Origin of the sequence: Cronbergia sp. UHCC 0137, assembly GCF_034932285.1 — a bacterium.
Classification (GTDB): domain Bacteria; phylum Cyanobacteriota; class Cyanobacteriia; order Cyanobacteriales; family Nostocaceae; genus Cronbergia.
In genome coordinates, this window is record NZ_JAYGHC010000048.1 from 3,506 (window position 1) to 15,946 (window position 12,441).

General features: G+C 39.6%; 7 protein-coding genes. 5 read left to right on the top strand and 2 right to left on the bottom strand.

Annotation, left to right across the window (positions count from 1 at the left end; translation table 11 throughout):
* Positions 1–62 precede the first annotated feature (62 nt).
* Together VB711_RS20275 and VB711_RS20280 are read right to left on the bottom strand one after the other, a co-directional pair.
* Positions 63–2,171, bottom strand: coding sequence for a protein phosphatase 2C domain-containing protein (locus VB711_RS20275; RefSeq protein ID WP_323288081.1), 2,109 nt, complete (start codon positions 2,169–2,171; stop codon positions 63–65).
* Positions 2,172–2,843: 672 nt separating this feature from the next.
* Positions 2,844–3,038: a hypothetical protein gene (locus VB711_RS20280; protein ID WP_323288082.1), complete on the bottom strand. Its 195-nt coding sequence runs from the start codon at positions 3,036–3,038 to the stop codon at positions 2,844–2,846.
* 232 nt (positions 3,039–3,270) lie between these two features.
* Between VB711_RS20280 and VB711_RS20285 the strand changes: the two genes are divergently transcribed.
* From VB711_RS20285 to VB711_RS20305, 5 genes are all read left to right on the top strand, one after another.
* Positions 3,271–4,284, top strand: a complete 1,014-nt coding sequence (locus VB711_RS20285; protein WP_323288083.1) for an SGNH/GDSL hydrolase family protein — start codon at positions 3,271–3,273, stop codon at positions 4,282–4,284.
* Positions 4,285–4,415: 131 nt separating this feature from the next.
* Positions 4,416–5,168 carry a TIGR00297 family protein gene (locus VB711_RS20290; protein ID WP_323288084.1) on the top strand — a complete coding sequence of 251 codons (753 nt, stop codon included), beginning with the start codon at positions 4,416–4,418 and terminating at the stop codon, positions 5,166–5,168.
* Between the two features lie 259 nt (positions 5,169–5,427).
* Positions 5,428–6,186: a peptidylprolyl isomerase gene (locus VB711_RS20295; protein WP_323288085.1), complete on the top strand. Its 759-nt coding sequence runs from the start codon at positions 5,428–5,430 to the stop codon at positions 6,184–6,186.
* Entirely contained in the window at positions 6,135–8,825 is a 2,691-nt protein-coding gene (locus VB711_RS20300) for a type I secretion system permease/ATPase (RefSeq protein WP_323288086.1), read from the top strand. The genes VB711_RS20295 and VB711_RS20300 overlap by 52 nt, the downstream gene beginning before the upstream one ends.
* Before the next feature lie 841 nt (positions 8,826–9,666).
* Positions 9,667–12,381, top strand: a complete 2,715-nt coding sequence (locus VB711_RS20305) for a GAF domain-containing protein (protein WP_323288087.1) — start codon at positions 9,667–9,669, stop codon at positions 12,379–12,381.
* The last annotated feature ends 60 nt before the right edge of the window (positions 12,382–12,441 follow it).

Sequence of the window (12,441 nt, forward strand, 5' to 3'; positions counted from 1 at the left end):
CCCTGCCCCCTGCCCCCTGCCTCCCCTGCCTCCCCTGCCCCCTGCCCCCTGCCCCCTGCCTCTTATTGACAGGAACTGGATTCACCAGATTGCAATACGGAAACGTTAAAACGTTGCAGTTGGGACAAATTAATGGAGATGTTTTCCTGGGGACTGGGTGTGGAAGATGGGGGACAAGCACGTAGAATTACTTGCCTATCACTAGCCCCATTGTTAGGTTTTGGGTTGATTTCTATTATTTGTAAATAACTTTCAGCCGGAAAAGACTGCTGGTTACTCAAGGGTATTGTCTGAGTGGTTTTAATGATCCAACCAGGGGCGAGATTTTCTAAGGTTCTTGTGGTTGGCTTAGGAGTTGTTAATGAGGGATTAAATTTCCCTCGTTGAAATTTGAACCAATATCCTAGAGAACCGGCGATGATCACCAAGAGTAAAGGAACTAGCAAATTCCAGGGTACTTGGGAGGTGGACACTGGTTTGGTTTGGGGCAAAACTCTAGTTTTTTGGTTTAAAATCGTCTTAGGTGGGTTATTTGAGGGCAAATTTGCCGGATCACCGATAGCAAGGGGGGAATTTGGTTCAGAATATTCGACTTGACAATGTATTAAAGCGATGGTGACATTATCATGTCCATTTTTAGTGTTAGCTATGTCGATCAGTTTTTGGGCTACACTAGATAAATCATTTGCTCCTGTCAAAATTGGTAAAATTTCTGTTTCCCAATGTTCTTCCACTCTGTCACAATCACTTAAACCATCGGATGTGAGCAGTAAAACCATATCTTCATCCAGTATTAACCGTTGACAGGTGGGATGTAATGAACTACTTTGACTCATTCCTAAAGCTTGAACTAAAGATCCAGAACTACCTTGTTGTATTGCTTCGCGGTAGGTAGCATAGCCTAAGCGGACTTCACGGGAAGCGACATCATCATCTAGGGTAACTTGATAACATCCATGGTGTGTCATCAAGTAAGCTCGACTATCACCAACATGAGTAATGTATATTTGGTGTGCGATGGGTAAGGCCATAACCACAGTAGTTCCCATGCGTTGACGACCATGGCGGTTTTCGCTATCGTTGCGCTGGCTGATTTGATCGTTAGCGATCGCTACTGCTTGTTCTAAATTATTAATTAATCGGCAAGAATCTATATTTTCATCAGCGACTAAGTTTAAGTTTGTTAATTGCTGTTGTATAGTTTCAATAGCTAAATTCGATGCGACATTCCCTCCCTCATGACCACCAATACCATCACAAACGATCGCTAAGGGTATTTCCCCTGGGGATGCTTGACTCACTAGCACTCCACTAGGGGGGTAACAGGCATCTTCGTTGCGTTGACGCACTGGACCTGTGTCTGTTTGAGTGATAATCTTCAAGGATACTGTTTGCGATCGACCTAATTCTGCCAATCCTTGATCTAAAACTGTAATTAGTTGTTCCGATGATATAATCTTTTCTTCAATTAACCAAGTGCTAATTTGCTGGATAAAAGGTGCTATTGCTGGTTTGGCCTTTTCAACCCATTGCTGCCAGAATTGACCTAATTGTTTTAATTTTGGACTATTTTCTGGATCAAACTGCAATTCTAGTAATCTAATAATTGCCCCTTCTACCCGTAATAAATTGGGATTTAGTAAACTAGAAACCACACCTTCTGTAGCCAGAGGTTGCCACAAATTAGCTAATTGCCACAGCCAATGTATTTGACGCATGGAAGAAGCATTAGACCAAGCTGCGTCTAGGTTAGTACACAATTGGATGGAATTGTCTGATCCTGCAATTAATAATGGTGGCTTTTCTAGCAATAATATCTGATTCTGGCATTGGCGATCGTCTACCGAGAGGATGCCGTACAATTGGGGGACATTTAAACGGTAAGTAATTAGTTTAAGATAGGGAGCGATTCCTGTGGATAAATCATCTAATGGAGGCACTTGGGGCAATAACCCCGGTTTCAAATCTAAAAGAATTGATTCACCAATGACTAAATAGCGATCGGCTAAAATAGCTCCAGGACTACAGAGCTTTAACCCATCTCCTACAGCCCAGAGGTAACGCTTGGGTAAAGGAGTGCTGCATTGCCGGCAAAACTTATGGTTTAAGGGATTTGCAGCTTGGCAGTATTCATTTGGGCATTGGAGGGTTGTTGCTGCGTCTTTTTCCATAGTTGTCGCATCGATCAGCGATGGGCAATTTCTTCAAAACCTGTTAGTTATTACTTATAGCAGGGAACAGGGAACAGGGAACAGGGAACAGGGAACAGGGAACAGGGAACAGGGAACAGGGAACAGCGGTATGGCTAACGCCACGCTTCGCGGTAAGCGTCAGCTATGCCTTTAGGCTTTACGGCTACGCTCACCGACCAGGAACAGGCTTGCCCTGAGCGCAGTCGAAGGGGAACAGGGAACAGAGTTAAAAGTCTTGTATGGATTGTCCCGATAATGTTGTATCTCATTCAACTGCATACCGCTATAGTCTGAAGCCACTAACTCTCACCTTGTCAATTAAGCATAACTCAACAGCAAGTGTGATAACTGCTTACAATGTATTGTTTTATGACTAATTTGCAAATAATTTTGATATTTTTTAGTTTATGGTTGGCTCGCTAATCTTAACTTTAATTTAAAATTAAGATCCCGGACTTGAATAACTGCTGAGTTTTAAGCAGCTTAGTTGGTCAAGATTAATAATTACTATTTTGCCTCATTTTGGTACAAAGGTTGGATGAATTTGATCAAGAGTAGATCCGTGATAAGTCCCGTTTCTACTCTTGTGATTAATTAATATTTGCCATGAAAATTGAGAATTTGGATTTAGCTAAATTCACATATACAGGTTCATATTTCACCATTTACCTGCATTTGATGAACTTGATCTGCTAACTCTTGACGACTTTGATCATCAAGCTTATCAATGGCTAACATCCCCATGAGAATAACCTCTTTCAAGGTTAAACGGGTCGAATGTGCCTGTTTTTGCACAGTCTCTTTAATAATTGGACTAACACCGATTGCTGTACTAGCTCTAGCCACAAAAAAGCAGGAATCATTAATAACTTCGACTAGATCCTAGCACTTTAAAGCAAGTTATTCCATATATTAATTTAATTAATTGATATTAAGTGTATTTTTATACTTAAAAATCAAAAATTATATGCCAACGGAGGATAGTGTTACTCCCAAAGCGGAACTAAAATTTTCCTGAATTTAGCGAAATAAGACTGTCTAAAGGAAAAGTAATAAAAACGCAACAGGAGAAAAAACTATGAGGGAACCTTATCTGTTGGCAGCCAGCTTGTTAACAGGATTAACTATACCAGCATCCGCCATCCCACAGATGTGGAGTATCCCAGAAAACAATACTGAATTTCAGTGGAATCTAGAAAAACATTCGCAGTCTGAGTCAAAAATTATCGCCAATGTTGACATTTCTGTACCAGAATTTAGCAACGGAAATTCCCAACTCTCACCGAAAAAAGAAGTCAAATCCAAGGTTAATATTTCTTCACCAGGGTCAAGAGAGGATTTATCTCCACCCAGTGTCCCAGAACCTAGTCGCAAAATAGTATCTGGTAGTCAACTTTATTATCAAAGATTAGCGTCGCTGAAAACTGGTCAAATTTACACAAGAGGGGATGATGAAAATTTACAATCATTGGGGGAATTAGGCAAAACCCATAAACTCACATATCAAGACTGGAAAGGCTTATTAGCTATGGAAGCTAAGGCTTTATCCCAAGGACAAGGTAGTAATCGCTTGAGTATTTTAATTGGTGATTCTTTGAGTATGTGGTTTCCTAGAGAAAAATTACCACCTGGTAAATTATGGTTAAATCAAGGCATATCGGGAGATTCTACTGGTGGGGTTTTGAAAAGATTGGCGACTTTTTCTAAAACTCGGCCGCAAGTGATTTACATCATGATTGGTATTAATGATTTACTCAAGGGTAATAATGATGAAGAAATTTTGCGTAATCATCGTCGCATTGTGCAGCGTTTACGACAAGTTCACCCAAAAACTCAAATTATTGTCCAGTCAATTTTGCCCATTCGCCGAAGGATTGTTCCCAATAGCCGCATTCGTCATCTTAATAGGCAAATTGCCTTAATTGCCCAACAGGAAGGGGCTAAGTATCTAAATATCCATTATTGGTTTACAGATTTAGAAGGTAATTTGCGCTCTGAGTTAACTACAGATGGACTACATTTGTCGCCAGCAGGTTATGATGTTTGGCAATCTGCGCTACAGCAAATTGAGGTTAGGGTTGCTCAACGCTAAAGGCAGGGGGCAGGGGGCAGGGGGCAGGGGAGGCAGGGGTCAATAGCTAACTGATTAGATTAGGAGTAGAGTCAGATTTTTTGATAATTTTGATAATATTATAGCAAAATATACATGATGGATGAATAATAATGTCAACTTTACTTGAATCTGTCAACCCCTGGTTAGTGGGACTGGGATTAAATACATTTTTATTGAGTATAGTGGCGATCGCTCCCAAAAAATTACTCACACCTGGGGGGTTATTTCACGCTGGATTGCTGGGTGTGATCATTTGGGGAACACTAGGGTGGCAGGGATACTTAGTAGTAGTGTTCTATTTTTTGGTGGGTTCTGGGGTGACACGCATCGGCATGGCGCAAAAAGAAGCGGCCGGAATTGCGGAAAAACGGTCTGGGGCAAGGGGTCCTGAAAATGTTTGGGGATCGGCGTTGGTGGCGGCGTTGTGTGCCTTGGGAGTTTGGTTTTTACCCGATTTGCGGTCTTTGCTAATTTTAGGCTATGTGGCGAGTTTCAGCACTAAATTATCTGATACGACAGCCAGCGAAGTTGGTAAGGCTTATGGCCAGCGTACCTTTTTAATTACCACCTTGCAACCAGTTCCCAGGGGTACAGAAGGGGCTGTGAGTTTGGAGGGAACATTGGCTGGTGTGGTAGGATCAATAGCGATCGCTCTTTTGGCCTGGGGAATTAATTTAATTGACCTTTGGGGAATTGTTTGGTGTGTATTAGCTGCATTTATCGCCACCAACCTAGAAAGCGTCATTGGTGCTACATTACAATCTAAATATACCTGGCTTACCAATGAAGTTGTAAATATTTTTAACACATTAATCGGTGCGATCGCTGCCATCTCTATTGCTTTAATCTGGAAAACCCTATAGTAATTTAACGCAGATGGACGCAGATAAACGCAGATAATTTTGTACTTGATTAGACTAGGAAATATTATAATACTCAAATCAGATTCAGGATGTGCCTTCTGTCTCCTGCCTCCTGCCTGCTGCCTTTTTATAATTATTTATCTATTAATTATCTATTTCATCGAATCTTTATCAATCTTGATCGTAATTTACTGCGGGTTTCTCTATTATTTAGTTGAAAAGTTCTATAGCTTTTTATCGTATTCGTCATATTTAGTTCATGGAATCTTCATCTTTCTTGACAGTCGAAGACCAACAAATTGACATTTCTCAAGTAATTAGATACCTACAAACATCAGGTAAGTTAGGTCAATTTATTAGCGATGTGCTGCGTCAACACGTCATTGAACAAGAACTAGAAACCCAAACAGAGATAGATGTTAGTCCGGCATTGGCTGAACAAACAATCATTGACTTTCGGCTCAAAAATCAACTGACAGACCCGCAAAAGTTCCAAGAATGGCTAAAAAATAATGGTACTGACTACGCAAGCTTTCATACATCAGTTACCTTTAGTTTCAAACTAGAGAAATTGAAAGCTTTAGTTACAGAATCAAAACTGCCAGAATACTTTATTGAACGCAAACTGTATTTAGATCGACTGGTACTTTCTCGGATTATGGTTGATAGTCAGGAATTAGCAGAAGAACTACAAACTCAAATTGAAGAAGGAAGTAGTTTTGAGCAACTTGCAAAAGAGTATTCCCTGGCAGATGAAAGAATATTTAATGGCATGATGGGTCCAATTAGTCGGGGAACATTACCCGATATGCTGCGGGCTGCGGTGGATGTAGCAAGCCCTGGACAATTGATCGGACCAATAGAAATAGAAGGACGTTTTGGGTTATTTCGATTAGAACACTTTCTCCCAGCGTCCTTAGAAGATAATCAATTAAAGCAAACATTACAAAACGAGTTGTTTGATAAATGGCTAGGGTCGAAAATTCAAAGTCTGACAGTCAAATTACAAGTGAGTTAAAACTTCTGGATAATCAATCTCTACAAGTGAATGTACTAGCTAATTTACCCTGGAATCAACCGCCACTATGCTGGCTGACTTCCGAACAACAAACACAATTAAAAAATCTTTCAGAAATCCGTCACTATAAACTTGGGGAAAAAATCTGGTCAAATGATGCAGAAAATTATCAGTTTTTGATTGTGACGGGTAAGGTGCGCTTGCGAGAAAACGGAATCAGTAAGCCTTTAGCCACCTTAGAAACGGGAGATTGGTTTGGCGCTTGCCAAAAGTTGTTTGTTGATTGTAAAGCTGTTGCTGCCAGTAAAGAAGTTATAATTGTGTGTTGGAATGCTGCGTTGTGGTTTGAGTTTTTAAATCAACAAGTTGATGAATTTTGGTTAAAATATTCCAAGGAAGATCAAAATGGTAAAGTTCCTCCTCCGCCCCAACCCCAAAGGGAATTACCATTACCAACTCTCTCCATTTCTTCAACTCCCACTCCGGTTATTTCTAGTTATCCTTTTGTAGCGAGTGAGAATACTGCGGCGGCCTGTTTAACAATGGTGGCACAATATTTAGATAATCCTGTGCAACTGGAATGGGTACAACGCCAACTCCGGGGACAACACCCGAAAAACGTGATGGAAGTTGGGGAAAAAGTAGGGTTAATTTTACGCCGCTTGCAGGTGAGTTGGGCGGAATTACCTAAGTTGACCTTTCCGGCTTTGTTACTTTGGAAATCTGACTCAGATAGCGCCCCTACCTGGGTTGTGGCCTATGGAATCAAGGTCGATATCTGCGACGGGTTACGCCAACGTTTAATTATCGCTAATCCCCAAAATATTGACTATAATTGCGAGTATTTGCCCCAATCGGTGGTAGAATCTTGTTGGGATGGGCAATTGTGGCAAGCAGAACTAATTTCTAAGCAAGAGAAATTTAACCTGAGTTGGTTCACCCCCGCAGTTTGGAAGTATCGGGGACTTTTAGCGGAGGTATTGCTGGCTTCCTTTACCTTGCAATTATTGGGATTAACTACACCGTTAATTACCCAAGTGATTATTGATAAGGTGATGGTACAGGAGAGTTTAGCCACTCTGGATGTGATGGCGATCGCTCTTTTATTAGTCGCTACATTTGAAGCTATACTAGGTATTCTGCGGCTATTTATCTTCACCCACACAGCACGGCGTTTAGATTTGAGTTTATCTGCTCAACTTTTCCGTCATTTGATGCGTTTACCCTTGGCTTATTTTGAGTCTAGGCGGGTAGGTGACACGGTAGCTAGAGTCCAAGAACTCGAACAAATTCGTCAATTTTTAACGGGTACAGCCTTAACGGTCATCCTCGATAGCGTCTTTGCTGTGGTCTACCTGGCACTTATGTTTTATTATAACATCCCCCTCACCTTTGTGGCCTTGGCGGTGTTACCTTTGTTTGCGACTTTGACAATTGTTGCTACACCCATTTTGCGTAATTGGTTAAACGAAACCTTCAATCGCAGTGCTGACAGTCAATCTTTTCTAGTTGAAACAGTCACCGGCATACATTCAGTCAAAGCCCATGCTGCTGAACCTGTGGCACGGGATAGATGGGAAGGTTTATTTGCTCGCTTCATCCGTACAGGTTTTAAAGCTTCCACAACTTCCAATATTAGCAGTAATATTGGTGATTTTCTTACCAATTTTTCTAGTTTATTGATCCTGTGGTTTGGTGCTAAATTAGTGATTGATCATCAACTCACTGTTGGTCAATTAATTGCCTTTCAAATGTTATCTGGCAGAGTCACAGGTCCCCTATTACGTCTAGTACAATTGTGGCAAAATCTCCAACAAGTGCTACTTTCTGTAGATAGGATAGGTGATATTCTTAACGCCGCACCAGAAGCAGAACCGGGAACAGGTTTGGTTTTACCACCCCTCAAAGGTCAAGTTGATTTTGAGCAAGTATTTTTCCGCTATCATCCCAACACTGAACCTGTATTAAAGGGAATTTCTTTTAATATTGAACCAGGACAATTTGTAGGGATTGTAGGACGTAGTGGTTCTGGAAAAAGTACCCTATCAAAAATCTTGCAACGTCTCTATCAAATTGAATCAGGACGTATCCTCATTGATGGTTTTGATATTAAAAGTGCTGATTTAGCATCTTTAAGACAACAAATCGCTGTGGTTCTTCAAGAGGATTTCTTGTTTAACGGTTCGATTTTGGAAAATATCACTCTTGGTAATCCTGATATTACTTCCGAACAAGTTGTAGAAGCTGCTAGGTTAGCCGTAGCCCATGATTTCATTAGTCAATTACCATTAGGATATGAAAACAATGTTGGTGAAAGAGGTACAGCTTTATCTGGTGGACAAAGACAACGGATAGCTTTAGCGCGGTTGTTTCTTTCGACAGCACCAATTTTGATATTGGATGAAGCGACGAGTGCTTTGGATAGTGAAACTGAACAGCAAGTATTACAAAATTTGCAAAAAGTTTCTGCTAACCGCAACGTCTTTTTAATTGCTCACCGTTTTGCCCCTCTCAAACGTGCTGATTTGATTTTGGTATTAGAAAAAGGTGTGATTGCTGAACGGGGTACACATTCTGAGTTATTGCAACAAAAGGGTTTGTATTGGTCTTTATATCAAAGACAACAGGCAAATATTTAACCAAATGTCCCCCCTTCCCGTATCGGGTGGGGGTTAGGTTTTTAATACCAAGCGCGAATGAAAGGTGAACAATAGCGAACTTGAAATTTAAATAACAAGTAATCAAAAAAACTGTATAGGAATAACCAAAGATTGAAATTCCAAAATAAACCCGTCAATAACAAAACTTTGATAACAGCTAAAACCGAAAAATTGTGTGGTTTACCAGACAGATAGAAGCGCATATATTTCCTCAGTTTGGTGATAGTGGTAGATCACACCCTGAGAATGTTGATAAACCTATTTATCGCAGGAAATTACAGATATTTTTGTTTGCTTGTAACTCGGTATTTACTGTTACTTAATTTGGGAATTAACCCTCATTCCTCTGCCAATACTTATCGGTTAAGAGTTTTTGTAGGTTGGGTTAAGCGACAGCGCAACCCAACAAAAGCCCGTAAATGTTGGGTTTCCTAACGTCAACCCAACCTACCTGATTTAATGTTTTTAGCTTAACCGATAAGTATTGATTCCTCTGCGTTCTCTGCGTCTCTGCGGTTAGTTAATCCGAATAATTTATTTTTTGGAAGCCCTTAAAAATTTAGCGATCAATTGAGTAATAATACTGAAATCCTGACCAGCTTGTAAATCCTAACTTACTCAAATTACTGGTTTCTTGAATTTCATCCAGAAATATACTTAAATAATATCCGCAAAATAAAAAAATAAATTACATAAAATAAAGTTATAAAGTAACATTAAGTTGTATCATAAAAACTCATAAACCTGTCAACTTTAAGTTATCTTAAACTTAGGGTTAGGTCAGAGAAATTAGTACCTTTGATTAGATATAATATTAACAATGACATTTTCCGACAAGCCATACGGTGAACAAGAAACTTTATTGCACCGAATGATCAAACAGATTAGACGATCGCTGGATTTGCAAGAAATATTAACCAGCACAGCAAATGAAGTGCGTTTATTCTTGAATACAGACCGGGTGAAAGTGTATCAGTTTGATAGCGATGGCAGTGGAGAAGTCATTGCTGAATCTATTAACGATCAAATTCTACCTTCCTTGTTGGGGTTACACTTCCCGTCCTCTGATATTCCCGAAGAAGCTAGGGAGATGTTTTTATTAGCAAGGCAACGCTCAATTGTCGATGTAGCTAATGGTAAAATAGGGCTTGCTCCTTTGAGGTCAGCGGAAACAGGTAAACCAATTTTAGAACAAAACATTTATTATCGAAATTTAGATCCGTGCCATAGTCAGTATTTACAGACAATGGGCGTACAGTCTTCTTTGGTAGTACCAATTTTACAATATGACCTGAAAGAAAAATCAACTAAACCGCAACTTTGGGGATTGTTGGTATCCCATGATAGTCAATCAAAAACAATATTACCCCAACAGCTAAAAGTAGTCCAACAAATAGCTGATCAAGTAGCGATCGCTATTTCTCAAAGTAACCTCCTGAGTCAAACTCGCGAACAACAACAGCGAGAAGGGATCATTAACCGGATCTCCACTTTATTACATCAACTTCCCACAATTCAATTACAACAAGCCTTAGAAGAATCAACAGCAGCATTGGGGGGTATAGGTAGTAGACTTTATATTGTACACAGTCAAGAACTATATACCTGGGGTATACAACCACAACTACCTAATGGATTAGGAAACAGCGTTATTGAAGAAAATCCAGTATGGCAAAAGTGGATGGAACAGTGCAGTCCAGGTGAAATTCATGTAATTAGTGATATTTATCAAGAAGCCTTTTTACGAGTTGTAGCGATCGCCTTTCAATCTACTTCAATTCGGGGAATGATGGTTATTCCCCTACACTATCGAGAAAATTTTATTGGTGTATTAACTATTTTTCGCTCAGAATTGGATACAGAAATCCTGTGGGCTGGACAATGTGACCGAAATCTGCGCCAAAACTTACCACGTTTATCCTTTGCCGTGTGGCGTGAAGAAAAAACAGGACAAGCACCAAACTGGAAACCAGAAGAAATATTATTAGGACAAGCCCTGTGCCATAACTTCTCAATGGCAATTCAGCAACAGCAAACAAACCAAGAACTACACCTACTTAATATTAATTTAGAAGTAAAGGTACAAGAACAAACAGCCGAATTACAAAAATCATTACTATTTACTAAATCACTCAAACAAGTTACAGATCAGATTCGCAGCACCTTAGATTTTAAAACAATCCTGCAAACTATTGTCAGAGAAGTGCGTTCTTTACTTAATTCAGATCGGGCGTTGATTTATAAAATAATCGAAGACAATGAAGATGAAATAATAGTAGAAGAAATTAATGGTAATTGGTCATCAGTATTGGGAATAAAATTACCATTAGAATGTTTTCCTGATGATTCTATTCGTTTATACTTGGATGGAAGAACCAAAGCAATCAACAATGTATCAACAGAAAATTTGAGTGATTGTCATCGAGATTTCTTAGTTAATTTACAAATTCAGTCCAACTTAATAGTCCCGATTAAAACAGATACCAAACTTTGGGGATTATTGATTGTTCATCAATGTCAAGCGCCCAGAATTTGGCAGGAAGCAGAAATTGATTTACTCCAACAACTAGCAGACCAAGCAGCGATCGCTATTCACCAAGCCCGACTGTATGAACAAAGTTGTACAGCCGAAGCCCAAGCCATAACTAAAGCCGCACAATTAGAACATACCCTTTATCAATTACGGGAAACACAATCTAAACTAATTCACACCGAAAAGATGTCTGCTTTAGGACAATTAGTAGCAGGTATCGCCCACGAAATTAATAATCCTGTTAACTTTATTTACGGTAATCTCCGTCACGCAGACGACTACACCAAACAACTACTCGACCTACTGCAACTATACCAATCCCAATATCCCCAGACCAATCACACAATTGATTCTGCTATCGAAGCGATAGATTTTGATTTTTTAATCCAAGACCTCCCAAAAATCATCTCTTCAATGAGAGTAGGTGCAGATCGCATCCGTTCTATTGTCCTGTCGCTACGCAATTTTTCCCGTCTAGATGAAGCAGAAAATAAATCTGTGGACTTACATGAAGGCATTGATAACACTTTATTAATTTTACAACATCGACTAAAGCGAAATTCCGCTTTTCAGGGGATTGAAGTAATGAAGGATTATGGAAATTTACCAAAAATAATCTGTTACGCGGGACAGATGAATCAGGTATTTATGAATGTTATCAATAATGCTATTGATGTGTTAACAGAAGTAACAGAAACAATACAAGAACAAACAAATCCTGATTTCTTACCAACTATTCGCATTTCTACTAGACTTTCTTCAGATAATTCTCATATCCTGATTAGTATTGCAGACAATGGACCAGGAATGAATGAAGATCTAAAAAATCGGATTTTTGAACCATTTTTTACTACTAAACCTGTGGGTAAAGGTACAGGTCTAGGACTGGCCATCAGCTATCAAATTATTGTTGAAAGGCATAGTGGATTGATGGAATGTATATCACAACCAGGTCAAGGAACGGAGTTTTGGATTGAAATCCCCGTTAAGTATGCAAATTAGGTCATGGGTAATGGGTCATTTGGATAACTCCACAAAAAAGATGATAAGTTTGGTTTAGTT

Excerpts from the sequence above, each read along its gene's own strand:
- VB711_RS20275 (WP_323288081.1), bottom strand. The coding sequence starts at position 2,171 with ATGGAAAAAGACGCAGCAACAACCCTCCAATGCCCAAATGAATACTGC.
- VB711_RS20285 (WP_323288083.1), top strand. The coding sequence starts at position 3,271 with ATGAGGGAACCTTATCTGTTGGCAGCCAGCTTGTTAACAGGATTAACT.
- VB711_RS20300 (WP_323288086.1), top strand. The coding sequence starts at position 6,135 with ATGGCTAGGGTCGAAAATTCAAAGTCTGACAGTCAAATTACAAGTGAG.
- VB711_RS20305 (WP_323288087.1), top strand. The coding sequence starts at position 9,667 with ATGACATTTTCCGACAAGCCATACGGTGAACAAGAAACTTTATTGCAC.
- VB711_RS20290 (WP_323288084.1), top strand. The coding sequence starts at position 4,416 with ATGTCAACTTTACTTGAATCTGTCAACCCCTGGTTAGTGGGACTGGGA.
- VB711_RS20295 (WP_323288085.1), top strand. The coding sequence starts at position 5,428 with ATGGAATCTTCATCTTTCTTGACAGTCGAAGACCAACAAATTGACATT.